Source organism: Nostoc sp. (assembly GCF_036917935.1).
GTDB lineage: Bacteria > Cyanobacteriota > Cyanobacteriia > Cyanobacteriales > Nostocaceae > Nostoc.
The window spans coordinates 1-15,255 of record NZ_JBALEL010000068.1; the positions used below are offsets into that span (position 1 = coordinate 1).

Consider the following 15,255-nt stretch of genomic DNA (forward strand, 5'->3'; position numbering starts at 1 on the left):
TATAGCGTAGCATTCAGCCCCGATGGCAAGACCATCGCCTCTGCTAGTGCTGACAAAACCGTGAAACTCTGGAATGCGGCTACAGGGAAGGAAATCATCACCCTCAACGGGCATAGTAATACGGTCTATAGCGTAGCATTCAGCCCCGATGGCAAGACCATTGCTTCTGCTAGTTTTGACAAAACCGTGAAACTCTGGAATATGTACCCAAATCACCTTAATAATTTAATAATTTCTGGTAGTCTCAACGATCTAATGAGCTACAGTTGCAACAGGCTACGTGTTTATTTACAATCAAATCCCAATGTGAGCGACAAGCACTTCTGCGATGGCATTGGTACAAAGAGCAATTAGCTTTGAAGTCGAAAATCAATTACTGCTAGTGCCATCGCACTTTCGGGAAACTTTCGGGGCGATCGCTTACAAAAATCAAACAATGCACTTCTTAAAACAAGCGATCGCTTCCTAATATCTATTCGCATAGTCTGTAGCAGCTTCCGCTTTCACCTTTGGGTGTTTCACGCACTCTGTAACAGCTTCTGCTACTGCGATCGCATACATCACCAACCAAAATTACTGATTTGGCTTTGTCTGGGGAACGATTGCCATTGAATCTTGTAACAAATAGTTCCAAACCCTTACAAGGCTTGCTTTTGAGGAATTATACAACTTTTTTACTTATGAATATGAGAGATACTGGAAAAAGTGTACAACTTTATTTTTTGATGTTTAGGAAAATATGAACGTAAACATAAGACTTACAGATATTCAAATTGTATAACTTTTTTATGTCATTACAGATGACAAAATGGCTTCTGAAGAAGTGTGAACGCTTGCAGAAGCCATTTTTACTGGAAAGGGAGTATGAAATAGTATGGACACTTAAAAGATAAATAAGTTACTTTTTACCAAGCCCTCTCAGCAGAAAATAAGACTATTGGCAGGTTGAGTCTAATCGCTGATTGCTTTGATTTAACCCTATGACAAAGGATTATCGCACACGTACAATTACTGCACTAGCCTGGTGTCTTGCCTGGGGTGAAAAGCACAATCTCAATCATGATGAACTCAGTACGTTACATCAAATGCGACAGGGATTGCAACAAGGAGAGGATGTGCCGGAAAGTATAAAATCTGTTGTTCAACAAGCACAGCGACTCTACAACACTTTTGAAGACTGTACGCCTAAAACACTCAATGAGTTAAAGCAAAAAGAGGATTACTTAAAACTTTGGGAGGATAAAACGCGTATTGGCTTAGTTTATGGTGGTGCGACAAAAATTAAACAATATGTTTTTGAAGAATCGAAATTACCGGATATTCGTGGTGCTTCAGCACTCCTTGACCGGATAAATTTGGTTGATTTACCTGCATTTTTTGGTAATTTTAAGGAAGAAAACCAAAGTCCCAAGAATACTGTTTCCATCCCCGTGAGGGATAATGATTTGAAAACCCTACCCTTCTAGAACACTTGCTACGACTGGGTTTGAAAGTGCCATTTTCGCAGGGGGTCTGATTTTACTGTCAATAAGCATACTTTACTGACACTAGCTCCCGACAATAGACATCTCAAATCCTTACGCAGTAAGCGATTCGCGGGGGTCAACGAAATCATAAGGGTTTCAAGCATTGGCATACCCCCGCGAAAAATTTGCGTGTGTAGGGTAACAACCAACACTTTAACTAGAAAACGCAATATTAATTTTTCAACGTTCCGCTTTCTTGAACAAGAGTATATCAAACTACTCCTCACTCTTCAAAGCGCGACGTGCCAACTTCACATAAGTCTTCACTGTTTCATAAGGCATCTCTAAATCTTCTGCTACCACCTGCAAGGACTCACCAATTTCCCGCCGTGCTAAGATTGTCGCCCATTTTGAAGCGATCGCATCTGCGCGTTCTCCCCCTGTCCGTTTGCGTTGTGCCTTAAACATCTCTGTTAAATCTTCAATGCGTTTTGCCAGGACAGTTTGCACATCAGGTATATCTTGGACAACTTCAGATGACCAACCCAAACGTGTTTGTCCCAAGCCAAAAGTAGTTTTGTGACCAGTACCGCAGTAGGGTGCAAGTTTCCCTAAAGCAGAAAATAACTGCCCAAATTCTGGCTGCTTTGCTGCATCTTTAGTTAAACTAAACTCAATTGCCCCAGTGAATCCTGTAACTGCGCCTTTCTTCCCCGCCAATACCTTCGCGGTTGTCAGTTGGCAACGAATAATCAAGATATAATCATCTAACCAAGTCAGAAAAGCATCCTGGTCAACAGACATCCCCGAAAAGTCATTCCAGCGGCGCAGGTAGCTATGAAATACATTTACTGGTACTGGTAGAGGGAAGTGATGACCTTTACGGCGAAAACTTGTAGCACTGAGAAATCTCAAAGCGAGAGTCCCACTATGCTCAGATTCTAGCAGTTGTGTATAAGTCGTGGGAGGATGGGCAATTTTGACAGAACGAATCTGCAAAGGGGCATTTCTTAAATCAAGCACCTCTGGCAAATTTTCTACCCATTGCGCCATCCACTGTTGCACTCGATGAGATAAAGCTGTGACATACCAACGATAGGAGGTGTTTGCAGATAATTGTATTTGTCTGCCGCTACTAGTAATCTCTCCATTTAAAGCTGAGATGGTAAAAGGTTTTTCTGACTCTCCATCATGGAGGTAAGCAGAAAGTTCTGAGTCTGTGGAACGCACTTGCTGGAGAAACCAGGCGTGTAGTCCAATCGTATACTGAGGGAAGAGGTCACAATCTTTTGCGGGGACTAACTCAAATTCCAAGCCGATTAACTCTGTGTCTGGCGACCATGTAAGGTGAGATGGAGCGATATTTGGCTTTTTTTGAGAGCTTCGAGGCATGGTATCATTTGAGCCACAGTTTCTCTATTTTATCTTGTTTTCATCCCCAGAAGGGGATAAAGCTCTGAGTCGCGATCGCATTCCTTCTAAGTAAAACTTCAAGAGTACATTGTATACTTGCAGCGCGATCGCCTGGGCAATATTTTTAGGTGTAGCGCCTGTTACTCACATCGTTATTTTTTGGTTAGGTCGGGGAACTCTATAAATACGGTTCAGTAATTGCCCAGCGCCCACCAAAGAAAGGCTTCTTGTGGGGTGTGGGCTGCTCTGAAACGTGTTGTAGTAACGATATCTTGAGTTTTGAGGATCGGCTGATGGATAAATCAATTATTCAGTTGGTTGACGAATTACCGACTGACAATATCACTGTCAAAGTTTTAAAGGCTCTTGATTATGTAGCACCAGGTGAGTGGAGCAATTTGACGGGGTTTGACAATAGTATTCGTACCATTACTGGAGAAACCGATGCTAAGGTAATTCCGAAAATTCGCGATCGCGCTGTTGTTTTATACGAAGATCCTCAACAAGGCTACCAGTTCGCAATCAAACTTTATCAAACAATTGATAAGGCAGACACAGCTATGGGAGCAGCGGCTTTAGCGAATAAAGTTAGTGAGAAAATCGGCTTTCTCTCTTTTTTAGGTAAAATTACTCCCAAAGCTGATGTCACTCAATCCATTGACTTGGTACTAAAAATAGCTGTCGAAATCATCGCCTTTTGCAAACTAAATGGCATTCCTCAACCGAATCCTCAAGAGTTTGCTAATTCCCTTACTAACAACTATCAAAATGCATCCCTAATGCGGATGGTAGCTCTAGTTTGTCTAGATGGAATTCTGCCATTAGGCCCCGACTTCCTCAGTAAAATTCACGGAGTTATTAGTGGCACTGATGCTAGCGTCATAACTCAAAATCCGGTTTTCTTAGCCGTTAATAACTTTCTCCCAGGCAGTAATCCTTCTGATAAACTTGGTTTTATCAATCAGGGTTTCAACTCTGTGCAAGGCTGGATGAATAATTTAGTATCCAAGACAGGCATAACCCCGCAATCAATTTCTAGTAACTTGGGTAATTTTATTCAGATTGCTGATGATAATTTAGATTTGGTTGCAGCATTCCTAGATCAAACTACCAATTACTACGAGCATACAGGAATTCAAACTGTCGCTCGCAGTTTGATTTTGCAAGCATACACTTTAGTAAAAGAGGAAATTAAACAAGAGGAACAAAAGCCTATTCAAGATGTCTCATCTGCTGTCCAATCAGATAATAATCAGTATGAAGTAAGCAAAACAGTAGAAGTCTGGGATAATGAAGACGCGGATTGGTATCAGGGAACAATTGAGAAAATGCAAGATGACCAATTCTTTATTCATTACCTTGGTTACGGTTCATCTCATGACGAGTGGGTGGGTGAAGATGACATTCGGACTCGCGATCTTCGCTCCTCTGATGACAATGGATATGCAGTAGGTCAAAAGGTAAAATGTTGGGATGATGACCAAGAGGCTTGGTATTCCGCAACGATTGAGCAAACCCAAGGTCAGCAATACTTTCTTCACTACATTGGTTATGACTCATCTTATGACGAGTGGGTTAATAACGATGAGATTTCCTAACTGTTGAATTAACACGGGGTTGACGAAAATTGCAACCCGCAGATCCCCGACTTCTTTGAAAAGTCGGGGATCTTGTTTTTCACGAATGGATTCAGGATTGCTGTAAGTAGAGCGGCGTGAATAATTTAAGGTTTGTAGTAAGGACTTTAGTCCTAATTTGAGGGCTGTTCGCGAAGCGTCTCGTAGAGAAGCGGTAGCGTTCGCGCAGCGTCTCGTAGAGAGGAACGAGCGTCATTACGAATTACGAATTATATTGACACTTGCGGTACGATATCCCCTATTGCTTTCGTGCAATGTACGTGAGGAGTAGTGCAGGTCAAACACATGACAGAAGAATTAAATACACAGGATGCCCGGAATCTGGTGGCGATCGCTAACCAATTCGCCCAACTGGGGAAGGTTACAGGCGTTAAAGCATTTGGCAGTGGTAATATCAATGACACCTTTTTAGTAACTCTAGATTCCTCAAAAGAACAACATTTTGTCCTGCAACGCATCAACACACAGGTTTTTCGTCAGCCACAACTGATTATGCAGAATATGCGTACCTTAACAGAGCATGTTCACAAACGGTTGCAGGATACACCCCTTAATCGTCGCTGGGAAGTGCCACGCGTACTTTTGACCAAAAATGCTCAAGACCACTGGAGGGATGCAGATAGCTCATTTTGGCGGGCAATCAGCTTTATTGAAGGTTCCCAGTCCTTTGATACGATGAGCGATCGCTCACACGCCAAAGAAATCGGTTATGCCTTGGGGATGTTTCACAATTTAATCAGCGATTTGCCACCAGAAAAACTTGCTGACACTCTTCAAGGGTTCCATATTACACCGCTTTATCTCCAACATTATCAGGAAGTTTTGGCGAAAACTAGGGTGCGTCAATCTTCAGAAGTTAATTATTGCTTGCAGTTTGTTAGCGATCGCCAAACCTTTGCACATATCCTAGAAAATGCCAAAGCTGAGGGTATCTTACCACTACGTCTGATGCACGGCGATCCCAAAATCAATAACGTTATGTTTGACATTGTTACTCAGCAAGCAGTCAGCGTGATCGACCTGGACACTGTTAAACCCGGTCTGGTACATTACGATATTGGCGATTGTCTGCGATCGGGTTGTAATCCTGCTGGTGAAGAAACCGAGAATTGGGAAAGTATTTATTTCGATACTGATCTGTGCCAGGAAATTCTACAGGGTTATCTCGCTGTGGCAAAGGCATTTCTGATCGAAAATGATTATGCATACATATATGATGCCATTCGTCTAATTACTTTTGAACTAGGACTGAGATTTTTTGCTGATTATTTAGCGGGGAATGTCTACTTTAAAGTTAAGCACCCAGAACATAATTTAGCAAGAGCGATCGTCCAGTTTAAGCTTACCGAAAGTATTGAATCTCAAGAAACGCAGATTTGCAAAATTATCCAAGACATGAAATGAACGACCAAACATTTTCGCTGCAACCCTTTGCTTCTACAAAATCCCTGCTTAATTTAAAAATTGCAGGCAATATCGCCCGAAATGCTAATCAACTTAGTATCTGCTATACCCTTGGAGGCGATTTAAAAGAGATTGCAATTACTCCACCATCAAATGCACCATCACGCAAGTACGAATTGTGGGAAGACACTTGTTTTGAGTTCTTCCTTGGCATCAATAATTCTCAACGGTATTGGGAATTCAATCTCTCTCCCGCCGGACACTGGAATGTCTATCATTTTGATGGGTATCGTCAAGGAATGCAAGAGGAAACAGCTTTTGAAAAGCTACCGTTTAGTGTTCAGAATCAACCTGATGGTTTAACACTTCTGTTGGATGTCGATTTGGGTAAAATCATCTCGGCAGAGCAAGCCATTGAAGTTGGCATTACTACCGTTATTAAATATAGAGATGGTAAGGTGACTTACTGGGCGTTAACTCATCGAGGCGCGGAGGCTGACTTTCATCTGCGAGACAGTTTTATTGTTAAGTTGTGAGATGCATTTTAATATAGCTTGCAAAGTTGGGAATATTAGCTGTAGATACTTAACTTAGTAACTATAGAAGGTGAATATGAATGCAAATGAATATATATTGCAATTACCTCATATAAGTATAAAGAGTAGAGAGTTACTTCCTGAAAATTCAGGAATATACTATGTATTAGATGAACAATTTATAGTTTGGTATGTAGGGCAGGCGAAAAATTTACGTAGTCGTTGGGCAGGTGATAGCCATCACAGACTGGATCAGCTACAAAAACAGCGAAAGAAGCAGTTTGTCATATACTACGAATTGGTAGCTGAATCACATCTCAATGCTATGGAACGACAGCGCATTGAGGAGTACAACCCGCAACTGAACGGAACTAAAATTAAAATAAAGAAACTACATCCAACAGAAACGCTATTACGGGAAACACTAACTATCCTTGCACCATACAGTTTTGTATTAGGTGTAGAGCCTCCACGAAAACAAGACCCTAAGCTGATTAATGATTCTATATATTGGCGAGATGATTGGAGAGTTCAGAAAGCTGTATTGCCCCTGAATGTAATACACGTCTGTATAAATTTACAAGAGTTAGAAGAATTTGCAAAGGATTGGCGGTCTGTTAATCGTTTCTTAAAACAGGTGTTCAAGCAGCGCACTAACTATTCAGACAACTGGGCTTGCAAAGGTAAAATAAAAGATGAACAATATGGGTTATTCTTCTTAAGAAGACTATTGGTTAATGGCTTTGCTATCGAAATCTACAGAGCCGCGAAAGAAGCTTTAGAACATATTCAAGGTTATGAATTGACTCAATTAGCTGGAGTTGATATGAGGGTTGTCAATGAAGACTCTCTAGTTATACTCAAAAATAAATGCCTGCTAAGTGTTACGGGAATTTATATGTCTTCCGAGAACCAATACCATGAATATGAGCAAATGCGTCACAAGGCAATAGAACGATTATCTCCATATAAGAAGGATCTGATTAAATTGCTATTTAACGAACACATAGACACTAGCAAACTGAAAATTTTCCTGATAGAACACAAGACGGAAGAAGAAAGCAATCCAAACTCTCCCAATAGACTAACAAACCTTATTGCCAAAAAAGAGTATTTCAAGCAATTATTAATAGAACGTGGTCTTGACTTGGAACAGTATCAAGTCAACAAATACTTGAATTATTTACCAAAAGATGATAACTACGTAGACAATAACAAAGATAAAAGGATGACTATCTTCGTCAAGACATTTTTGGGTAATCTTAAAGAACCAATAAGCTACAGGGTTATTAGTCTCGCAAACGGTGGAAAGACAACAATCGGTAGAGGTAACTACATACATGGTGCAAAAGGCACAACAGTGCAAGGCTCTCTTTATAAAGAAGTTTATTTAGCAGCCACAGTAGATCGAGTATTTTGGTTGCTACTAGAATCCTGTCTATCAGATTTCAATAAAGTAAGACTCAACGAAGAAGAAGGATACATAAGTAAAGCATATATATCTGCTAGGAAATTTCTAGTACCTGCTATGCTTACTGTCACCTTAAATGGTAAGTGGAAAGCAGATATACCATTTGGGCCTAAAGATGATATGTCATACAGGGAAGTTGTAGATATTATCAAAAGTCGCTTACAGGAAAGTGGAATACCTAAACTCAGGTTTTCATTCAAATCTGAGTCTTCACGCACTTAGCTACTAGCATCTCACTCTGAAAAACTTTGACGAGCAAATGGATCGTATTTCCTCGTCTGTAATTTGGCGTTTTGAAAGCAGATTGCGATCGCCCATCGCCATAGGTTAGTTTCCCCATAGTTGTATCGGCTTTACTTCATCAATGAGGTACACTAAAAGCAAAAGTTAAACACCAGTTGTGTGATTATGTTGTCTATCGAACAACTGATACAAGAAGTATTGTCTTTGCCAAGTGAATCAAGAGCATTTCTGGCAGAAAAGCTGCTTGAAAGCCTAGAATTTGACATTGATCCAATGGTTGAGGCTGGTTGGATGACTGAGGCAAAACGGCGGGGAGATGAAATCCGCAGCGGTGCTGTTGAGCCGATACCAGGGGACGAAGCATTAGCACAGATCAGGCGACTTCTTGAACAATGAAATATGTATTTCACCCTCAGGCGCTGACTGAATATTCTCAAGCAGTTCAATATTATGCCGAAAGTCGTCTAGAGTTAGCACAAGGGTTTATCGATGCAGTGGAAGATACAGTTTATCAAATTAGGGAGTCACCCACTCGCTGTCCATTAATCGATGAAGACACTCTTGTGATGCCTGACACGAAAGTTTCCCTACGGTGTTATCTATACAATCGAGCAAGACTACATTCTAATTCTTGCTGTTATGCATTGCAGTCGAGAGTCTGGATACTGGAAAAGTCGTAGAGAATAGCGATCACCACAATCCGCCAGTACTGAATGGCACTAAGTTAAGATATAACCCTTGCCCTGACTGGTTCCTAGCCTTCAGGCTAGGAACCCATCCTGGGAGGCTCCGCCTCCTCTTTCTTGACGAGAGGCAGCAGCCCATTCGGAATACATTCCCAGCCTGGAGGCTGGGAACGAGGCAACACAAGGCTTTGGGCTTATCTTAGTGCCATTCCCGCCAGTACTGTTACATTATTCACCCGACGTAAGTCATACAAAGCCATCGAATTAAAGATTTTGCGATTTTGCCGAACAAGCATACCACAACGGATAAAAGGATGATCCATAAAATTTAATTCCTTTCAATCTAATTTATTATTCTTAACCACAGATGCACATAGATAATTAATCGATGTAAATCTGTGGTTTCATTTTCATAAAATTGACTTTTGCAACAAGTTTACCGTTTCATTCAGCAGATGAAACGCTTGGTATTGCCGAACGAATCGCATTAATAAAATTTTGGGCATAATTCTGCGTTGAGAAATCCAGGGCGCGTTGCCTGGCAGCTACTCCCGCACTCCGGGCAAATTCTTGCTCGTCAAGATAGCGGAGAATTGCGATCGCTAATTTATCCGCATCGCCGTAAGGTGTTAATAGTCCATTCATCCCATCGGTAATAATTTCTGTCGGGCCGCCTGCATTACCAGCAATTACAGGTTTACCCAGTGCCATCGCCTCAATAATCACAATCCCAAACGGCTCTTTATCTGATGCATGAACAAATACATCCATCGCCTGTACCCACTCCGGGATATTACGCTGTAGCCCAGCCATAATTACTTGGTCTTTCAAGCCCAAAGCGGCGATTTCTGCTTTTAAGAAGTCCTCATAATCGGGTTCTAAATCGTGTTTACCACCAACTACCACACAATGGGCATCGGGATACTTCTGTAAAATTTTGGGCATCGCTTGCACCAATACGTGCATTCCCTTCCATCGTTGCAATCGTCCCACAATTCCAATCAACGGCCCATGTAAAGGTAAGCCCAGTTTCCGCCGTGCTTCTTCAGGAGACGGTAAAGCATTAGGCTCAAATCGGTCTAGTGCGACACCAGGATAAACCAAAGGTGTTGGTCTGTGGGGCCAAATTTCTGCTTGTGCTTGCTTACCATCTTGTGAAAGAGTGATAATTGCCCGCGCGGGGATTAAAGTAGCGATTCGCACCAACCAAGTCTGATCGCTAGGTACTTCTAGTTGATACCACACAGCAGGCAACCTCGCCAGCATCGCCGCCAAACCTCCAGATATATGCGTGATCCACATCCAATTGACAATTATATCTGCACGTTCGCGGCGGGCGATCGCAGCTATCCGAAAAACAGCGCCCACAAAACGGTGGATTTGGCGTAAACGTCCACTTTCCACAACTCGCGCATCAATACCGAGGGACTTCACTTGTTCTACCATCGGGCCGTCTTCTAAAAATATCACCAGCCACTCAACACCAGCATTACGTCCCTGCTGCACCAAATCCCAAAGCATCATTTCACCACCGCCTCGTTGCTCGGCTAGTGGCATGACAATAATTACTTTCATAATTTCTATCAGTCCTATTTAAGTTGTAAGATTTATCAGATCCTCGACTTCTTAGAGAAGTCCGGGATCTTGGGATTGCTATAGTACTTATGTCCTGCCATCGCCATAGCTAAAAATCCCCAAAGAATCATCCCTGCCACACTCAACATACCGCTACCGATAACTAACTGTGCAGCAGAACTGATACCAATGGCGCGGGCAGCACTGACAAAACTATCAAAACGACCTTCACCATAGCTACTAACACTAACAATTAACAAAATTAATCCACCCATATAAAAGATGGCTCCAAACCACCCAAGGGTGAAAAACATATCTAAAATGCCACTATCAATCACCACCACTTCAATTTGACCAGTTTTTTCGTTGACCTTCCAAATATTTCCTAAACCGTTACCTAGACCATTAGAAAGAGCTAAACCAAGGTTTTTGTCATAACTTCCCGATCTATCTTTAAAACTGTTATCTTCTTCAAGATTAGAAAAAGTTTCTAAACGGGCTGCTACAACCCCAGCAATTGGCTCGATAGTTGTCAATGGCACAACACAAATTGCCATGACCACAATTATGGTAATTAAGCGCATTTGAATCCGCGCCTTGACTGAACCCATAATCATAATTATTCCAAATAACCAGCCTCCCCAATTAGTACGCGCTTGTGTCAACAGAAAGGACAAGTAACCAACAGCTGAAGCCGGAAAAATTAAGTTTCCCGAACTGGTAAATAACAATAGTAAACCAGCTTGCATGACTGAACCAAAGGGGCCGACTGAGTGCAATGTACTCCAGACGCGCATCCCGAAAGGCACAGGATTTCCAGAACTCATGAATAATTTTGATTGTATCAGCCAGTACCTATCCCACTCAGGAGCCACCACAAATTGATATACGCCATAAGTTCCTAAAATCAACACACACCAGAGAAATGTTCGCTGAAAGTTCTGGCGATAGCTGGGATAATCTCGCCAGTTGATAAATAAGTGAAAAGCGAAGATAATCGGACTGAGCCAATCCATCAATCCACGTGCGACAGGGATAGGTGGGTTGTAAATTAGACCGATTAGAAAGCCATAGAACACTCCGATAAAAGCCAAAACAAACGGCAAACCCCCTTGACCAGAGGCGCGGGGAAAGTGTCGTAAGAATGTTGCTATGGTGACAAACACCACTAAGTATGGTGCTATGAGCATTTGACGGGTAGCGTCCCAGCCCACCCGATAGTCAACTAAGCGGGTAGCTAAGGGTGTGAGAAACCAGATCCACCAGGTAAAGCTGATGTAGAGAATGGGATGCCGCAAGTATAAAAATACGGCTACTGCTAAAGCTGTTACTGGGTAAATTAGGCGCAATGCGGCAGTAGCACCAGCAAAATAACAAACTACAGTTAGTAATATAAAACCTGCGATCGCCATCCAACCCTGTAGCGATCGCTCTTCAGGAGAATAGTTTTCTTGTAAAAAACTATTGAAAAGTATCTGTTTAGAATTCATTCATTTTAAGGTTAAAAGGGCGGTTAGAAACCGCGTCTACACAGGTAAAACTTAAAACACTGAATTTTTCCTTAGTTTGTGTAGCCGCGAATTCTATTCGCCAGGTCTTTAATTTTGAACTTTGAATTGTTTATATCCTTGCCAACGTCCACGCCAAGATGCTAATAACTTTTTCCCTGCCAACTGCCCTTGGCTAGGTAAAAATCTCAGCCATTGTATTAAGCCCAAACTATCGCATGTACCCACGAATACTGCCCAGAACAAAAATACAATCCGGCGGATAAATGGCAAATGCTCTAGTAAAACTAAGGTTTCATTATGGACTAAATTAATAAAGGCAATCTCATTAAAGTTATTTCGCTTATCTTCATCAAAACGTTGTGCTGGATAGTGATCTACAGCAACGTTAGGATCATAAATTATCTTCCAACCAGCCCGCTTTAATGCCAGAGTAAACGCCATTTCAAAGTGTACCTGCGCTCCAGTACCACGCATACGCTCGTCAAAGCGCAGTTGTCCGATTGCTTGGGTACGAAAACTCATGTTCACGCCCTTGAGAATATCGACTTCGCGGGGTTCTCCCACTCCCAGATGATGGTTGCCAATCACTCGCCCAAACCACTGCAACTGTCCAACTACCAAGCGGGATTCGTCTTCTAATTTGCTGCCGTGGTGTACCCAATCACGCCCTCCCAGACCGCCGAGGCGACTATCATAGGTAAAGTAAGCGGCAATACGCTCTAACCAATCCGGGTGGGGTGCGGCATCATCATCAGTAATGGAAACAATATCACCCTCCACTGCTGTTAATCCGGCGTTGAGAGCTGCTACTACCCCAGGTTGTGCGACTTTCACAGTATGCAGTGGCAAGTTGTGCGCGTTTAGTTGCGCCAGAAATTGCCAAGTTTCTGTATCCGTATCGCGCACAACCACTATCACCTGATCGACGGGTTTAGTTTGCTTCTGTAGCGCCAAAAGGCAGCGTGATAGGTCTTGTGGACGGCGATAAGTCGGTATGAGAACGGTGTTCCGCATTCTTGCTTAACTCCTCGAATAGATCCACATAAGTTTGTGCCATAGTAGTCCAGCTATATTGTTCTGCCACAGAACGAGCAGCTTGACTCATTTGCTGCATTAGCATATCTACGCTTACCAAGGACATCATCGCCACAGCTAAAGCATCGATATCATCTGAGTCGCGTAAGACGACGCCACATTCTGGTGTCACCAACTCTGCACCTCCGGTAGCCGTGGCAGTAATTACTGGCAGTCCTGAAGAAAGTGCTTCTAACAATACGAGGCTACAAGCTTCATATCGGGAAGGAAAAATAAATAAATCTACTGACCGCATAATTTCGGGGATATCACGGCGAAATCCGACAAAATGCACGCGATCGCTTAACCCCAAAGAAGCCGCTAGTTGTGGGAAGGGACTACCTTCGATGTGACCCACCACCGCCAGATGTAAATTGGGAACTTTCACCAAGGCGTGTAGTACTGTATCTAAATTCTTTCTAGGTGTGCGGATGTCTCCAGCAAATAAGGCCAGGGTGACATTCTCCGGTAAACCTAATTTTTGGCGATTGCTTTCACCGGGGGTAAACTCTTCTAAATCAACACCATTGACAATTACCCGAATCCGAGAACGCTGTACACCAATATTGACTAATTCTTGGGCTACCTTTTCGGATACAGCCACAACAACCTGCGCTTTTCGGAAAGCCTGTTTTTCCCAACGGGCATTAAAAGCCGTAAACAACCATTGGTAAAAACCATACAAATCGCGGCGGTTGCGGGAAATATGAACAGGCGATCGCAACCATGAACTGTGGACAAAATGTACAGCATTCACATCAGCCGCAGCCATATTGATTGCTCCATTGACTTTAACTAAATCAATATCAGAGCGATGTTTACGTAACCAATCTGCACTTTTTTGGGCAAATATGAAATTACGCACAAATTCTGTAGGATAGCCTTTGACTGGAATTTTAATCCAATTAACTTGGCTATTGTCTTCTAGTTCTGATGCGACTTCACTAGCTAATAATGTCAAGTGATGACCACGACGGATTGCTTCATTAACAACCTCATAGTTTACCCGTCCTTGACCATCACCTTTTTTGATTTTATGAGTAACAATACAAAGTTTCATACACTACCTTACTGAGTAATATAAACTCACGTAAAGACGCAAAGCAGGAGTTAAAAATACTCTGATTTTTATTCTCTCTGTGTCCTCTGCGTCTCTGTGGTTAGTTTAAAAGATAACTTAAATGCAATTGCTGCCTTATTTCGATATTTTCATTAACTTACTTGCTAAAAAATGCGGAGTAAAACTAAGACCAAGTGCTGCCAAAGTTCGCACATTAAATTTTTGTTTTTTTAATGTCTGCCAAAAATAAGGACGTGCTGCTGCTATCTGTTCGCTTCGTAGCAAACCAATTCCGAAAGTAGTATTAGCTTCTAACCATTTCTGTTGAAAATAAGTTCTAAATTCCTGTAGACGAGCATCTTCCATAAAGACTTGATAACAAAACATTTCGCTTTTAGCTTTGCGGATTTTTGCCTGTACATCTCGACTACCACTGAGCATAGTATCAGTTTGTTCATGGGCACGATATTGCGTCAATTTTTCTGGACAATAGTAAGCGCCACGACCAGATATACAGCACAGATAGGTTAAATATAAATCCCACATGCCGCCAACTTCTGAGGGAATACGATCCCAATCCACCAAATTGTTGCGAATCACGCAAGATGCAGCAGTAGGTATACTTTTATCTACCAACCCAATTTTATAAAAAGGTTGATGAATTCCTTTTGCTAGTTTATCTCGCTGATAAGCCCGTGTATTTTCTTCAGTTCCAACCTGATTAATTATGCCATTAGCATCTATAATATATTGGTCACAAAAAGCGATGATTAAATCAGGATTTGCTTCTAGTGGTGGTACAAGCTTTGCTAAAAAGTCTTCATTCCACATATCATCGTCATGGAGACTAGCAACATATTTACCTCGCGCCATCTTGAAGCCATGCTGCTGATTAGCTAACATACCCACATTTTGCTGATGCTGCCAAAATTTGATACGTGAATCACCAAAAGATGCGACAAGTGCTTGGGGATTTTCTGAACTACAATTATCAGAAATAATAATTTCAATATTTTGATAAGTTTGTTTGATAGCACTTGCGATCGCTTGCTTGAGATACTCTGGTCTATTATAAGTAGGGATAATAATGCTGACTAAAGGTTGTTGGTATTCTTGATGTAACGACATATTTTTATCTCGTAATTTTTTCTAAGCAAAAGATGCACCATTTGATGTATT

The 15,255-nt window shown here is 41.9% G+C and carries 16 protein-coding genes; 9 read left to right on the forward strand and 7 right to left on the reverse strand.

Features of this window, described 5'->3' with window-relative positions; all coding sequences use genetic code 11:
* The 3 genes from V7K62_RS29610 to V7K62_RS29620 all read left to right on the forward strand — a co-directional run.
* A partial coding sequence (locus V7K62_RS29610) for a WD40 repeat domain-containing protein (RefSeq protein ID WP_442937353.1) occupies positions 1-354 on the forward strand: 354 nt, incomplete at its 5' end.
* Entirely contained in the window at positions 329-469 is a 141-nt protein-coding gene (locus V7K62_RS29615) for a hypothetical protein (RefSeq protein ID WP_334870523.1), read from the forward strand. The genes V7K62_RS29610 and V7K62_RS29615, both read left to right, overlap by 26 nt.
* Positions 470-980: 511 nt before the next feature.
* Positions 981-1,466 carry a hypothetical protein gene (locus V7K62_RS29620; protein WP_334870525.1) on the forward strand — a complete coding sequence of 162 codons (486 nt, stop codon included), beginning with the start codon at positions 981-983 and terminating at the stop codon, positions 1,464-1,466.
* Positions 1,467-1,742: 276 nt separating this feature from the next.
* Here the strand turns inward: V7K62_RS29620 and cas6 are convergent, their stop codons facing one another.
* Positions 1,743-2,858 carry a CRISPR-associated endoribonuclease Cas6 gene (gene cas6 / locus V7K62_RS29625; protein WP_334870527.1) on the reverse strand — a complete coding sequence of 372 codons (1,116 nt, stop codon included), beginning with the start codon at positions 2,856-2,858 and terminating at the stop codon, positions 1,743-1,745.
* A 314-nt stretch (positions 2,859-3,172) separates the two neighbouring features.
* Between cas6 and V7K62_RS29630 the strand changes: the two genes are divergently transcribed.
* The 6 genes from V7K62_RS29630 (at position 3,173) to V7K62_RS29655 (ending at position 8,850) form a co-directional block, all read left to right on the forward strand.
* Positions 3,173-4,477, forward strand: a complete 1,305-nt coding sequence (locus V7K62_RS29630; RefSeq protein ID WP_334870529.1) for a hypothetical protein — start codon at positions 3,173-3,175, stop codon at positions 4,475-4,477.
* A gap of 324 nt (positions 4,478-4,801) precedes the next feature.
* Complete coding sequence (locus V7K62_RS29635) at positions 4,802-5,920, forward strand: phosphotransferase enzyme family protein (RefSeq protein WP_334870531.1); 1,119 nt, start codon at positions 4,802-4,804, stop codon at positions 5,918-5,920.
* The gene (locus tag V7K62_RS29640) at positions 5,917-6,456 is read left to right on the forward strand and encodes a DOMON-like domain-containing protein (protein ID WP_334870533.1); all 540 of its coding nucleotides are present in this window, start codon (positions 5,917-5,919) and stop codon (positions 6,454-6,456) included. The genes V7K62_RS29635 and V7K62_RS29640 overlap by 4 nt, the downstream gene beginning before the upstream one ends.
* Positions 6,457-6,532: 76 nt before the next feature.
* Positions 6,533-8,149: a GIY-YIG nuclease family protein gene (locus tag V7K62_RS29645; RefSeq protein ID WP_334870535.1), complete on the forward strand. Its 1,617-nt coding sequence runs from the start codon at positions 6,533-6,535 to the stop codon at positions 8,147-8,149.
* 186 nt (positions 8,150-8,335) lie between these two features.
* Positions 8,336-8,566 carry an addiction module protein gene (locus V7K62_RS29650; protein ID WP_334870537.1) on the forward strand — a complete coding sequence of 77 codons (231 nt, stop codon included), beginning with the start codon at positions 8,336-8,338 and terminating at the stop codon, positions 8,564-8,566.
* On the forward strand, positions 8,563-8,850 hold the full coding sequence (locus tag V7K62_RS29655; RefSeq protein WP_334870539.1) for a hypothetical protein: 288 nt from the start codon (positions 8,563-8,565) through the stop codon (positions 8,848-8,850). The genes V7K62_RS29650 and V7K62_RS29655 overlap by 4 nt, the downstream gene beginning before the upstream one ends.
* Positions 8,851-9,050: 200 nt before the next feature.
* Here the strand turns inward: V7K62_RS29655 and V7K62_RS29660 are convergent, their stop codons facing one another.
* The 6 genes from V7K62_RS29660 to V7K62_RS29685 all read right to left on the reverse strand — a co-directional run bounded on the left by V7K62_RS29660 (position 9,051) and on the right by V7K62_RS29685 (position 15,204).
* A complete protein-coding gene (locus V7K62_RS29660; RefSeq protein WP_334870541.1) occupies positions 9,051-9,179 on the reverse strand; it encodes a hypothetical protein in 129 nt (42 codons plus the stop codon).
* A 121-nt stretch (positions 9,180-9,300) separates the two neighbouring features.
* Complete coding sequence (locus V7K62_RS29665) at positions 9,301-10,431, reverse strand: glycosyltransferase family 4 protein (protein WP_334870543.1); 1,131 nt, start codon at positions 10,429-10,431, stop codon at positions 9,301-9,303.
* A gap of 35 nt (positions 10,432-10,466) precedes the next feature.
* A complete protein-coding gene (locus V7K62_RS29670) occupies positions 10,467-11,921 on the reverse strand; it encodes an O-antigen ligase domain-containing protein (RefSeq protein ID WP_334870545.1) in 1,455 nt (484 codons plus the stop codon).
* Between the two features lie 108 nt (positions 11,922-12,029).
* Positions 12,030-12,956, reverse strand: coding sequence for a glycosyltransferase family 2 protein (locus tag V7K62_RS29675; protein ID WP_334870547.1), 927 nt, complete (start codon positions 12,954-12,956; stop codon positions 12,030-12,032).
* Positions 12,874-14,076, reverse strand: a complete 1,203-nt coding sequence (locus V7K62_RS29680) for a glycosyltransferase family 4 protein (protein WP_334870549.1) — start codon at positions 14,074-14,076, stop codon at positions 12,874-12,876. The genes V7K62_RS29675 and V7K62_RS29680 overlap by 83 nt, the downstream gene beginning before the upstream one ends.
* Positions 14,077-14,211: 135 nt before the next feature.
* Entirely contained in the window at positions 14,212-15,204 is a 993-nt protein-coding gene (locus V7K62_RS29685; protein WP_334870551.1) for a glycosyltransferase family 2 protein, read from the reverse strand.
* Positions 15,205-15,255: the final 51 nt, after the last annotated feature.

Bases quoted from the DNA above. Each gene is read 5' to 3' on its own strand.
- V7K62_RS29675 (WP_334870547.1), bottom strand. From the start codon at position 12,956: ATGCGGAACACCGTTCTCATACCGACTTATCGCCGTCCACAAGACCTA.
- V7K62_RS29620 (WP_334870525.1), top strand. From the start codon at position 981: ATGACAAAGGATTATCGCACACGTACAATTACTGCACTAGCCTGGTGT.
- V7K62_RS29630 (WP_334870529.1), top strand. From the start codon at position 3,173: ATGGATAAATCAATTATTCAGTTGGTTGACGAATTACCGACTGACAAT.
- V7K62_RS29665 (WP_334870543.1), bottom strand. From the start codon at position 10,431: ATGAAAGTAATTATTGTCATGCCACTAGCCGAGCAACGAGGCGGTGGT.
- V7K62_RS29615 (WP_334870523.1), top strand. From the start codon at position 329: ATGGCATTGGTACAAAGAGCAATTAGCTTTGAAGTCGAAAATCAATTA.
- V7K62_RS29685 (WP_334870551.1), bottom strand. From the start codon at position 15,204: ATGTCGTTACATCAAGAATACCAACAACCTTTAGTCAGCATTATTATC.
- cas6 (WP_334870527.1), bottom strand. From the start codon at position 2,858: ATGCCTCGAAGCTCTCAAAAAAAGCCAAATATCGCTCCATCTCACCTT.
- V7K62_RS29655 (WP_334870539.1), top strand. From the start codon at position 8,563: ATGAAATATGTATTTCACCCTCAGGCGCTGACTGAATATTCTCAAGCA.
- V7K62_RS29635 (WP_334870531.1), top strand. From the start codon at position 4,802: ATGACAGAAGAATTAAATACACAGGATGCCCGGAATCTGGTGGCGATC.
- V7K62_RS29660 (WP_334870541.1), bottom strand. From the start codon at position 9,179: ATGGATCATCCTTTTATCCGTTGTGGTATGCTTGTTCGGCAAAATCGC.
- V7K62_RS29670 (WP_334870545.1), bottom strand. From the start codon at position 11,921: ATGAATTCTAAACAGATACTTTTCAATAGTTTTTTACAAGAAAACTAT.
- V7K62_RS29640 (WP_334870533.1), top strand. From the start codon at position 5,917: ATGAACGACCAAACATTTTCGCTGCAACCCTTTGCTTCTACAAAATCC.
- V7K62_RS29645 (WP_334870535.1), top strand. From the start codon at position 6,533: ATGAATGCAAATGAATATATATTGCAATTACCTCATATAAGTATAAAG.
- V7K62_RS29680 (WP_334870549.1), bottom strand. From the start codon at position 14,076: ATGAAACTTTGTATTGTTACTCATAAAATCAAAAAAGGTGATGGTCAA.
- V7K62_RS29650 (WP_334870537.1), top strand. From the start codon at position 8,336: ATGTTGTCTATCGAACAACTGATACAAGAAGTATTGTCTTTGCCAAGT.